The sequence below is a fragment of the Streptomyces sp. DH12 genome (assembly GCF_020873895.1).
Classification (GTDB): domain Bacteria; phylum Actinomycetota; class Actinomycetes; order Streptomycetales; family Streptomycetaceae; genus Streptomyces.
Window position 1 is genome coordinate 1 of record NZ_JAHWGT010000330.1, and the last position, 679, is coordinate 679.

The 679-nt window shown below is 67.7% G+C and carries 1 protein-coding gene; it reads left to right on the top strand.

The annotated features are described in order from the left end of the window. Positions 1-679, top strand: a 679-nt coding sequence (locus LPA54_RS34365) for a hypothetical protein (protein WP_228984574.1), incomplete at both ends; no start/stop codon positions are given.

Sequence of the window (679 nt, forward strand, 5' to 3'; positions counted from 1 at the left end):
CGACTGGACCAGACGCCCCAACGCCAAGGACGACCTGCGGGCAAAGGCCCGCGAGCTACGCCTACAGGGCTGGACGTACGACCAGATCCAGGTCGAGCTGGGGTGCTCCAAGAGCTCGATCTCCCTGTGGGTGCGGGATCTGCCGAAGCCGGAACGGAAACGCAGCCGCGAGGAGGCGGCGGCCATCGCCCGGCGGGGCTGGGAGGCGAAGCTGCGGCTCCGCGAGGAGGAGCGGCAGCGGACCCGAGCGGCTGCGACGAGCGAGATCGGCTCACTGACGGACCGCGAGCTGTTCCTGCTCGGGGTGGGCCTCTACTGGGCCGAGGGCTCGAAGCGAAAGCCGCACAACCCGCAGGAGCGCGTCACCTTCGTCAACAGCGACCCGGACATGATCTCGGTCTTCCTGGCCTGGCTGCGCCTGCTCGACGTGGACCCGACCCAGATCAGGTTCGCCGTACACATCCACGAGAACGCCGACGTCCAGGGCGCCGAACAGTTCTGGGCCAACCATGTGGGCGTGGACCGGACCGGCTTCCTGAAGACGACGCTCAAGCGGCACAACCCGGCGACGAACCGGAAGAACACCGGTGACACGTACCGGGGATGCCTCCGCGTGGACGTGAGGAACGGAGCCGACCTGTACCGTCGCATCGAAGGCTGGTGGTACGGCATAGTAGGG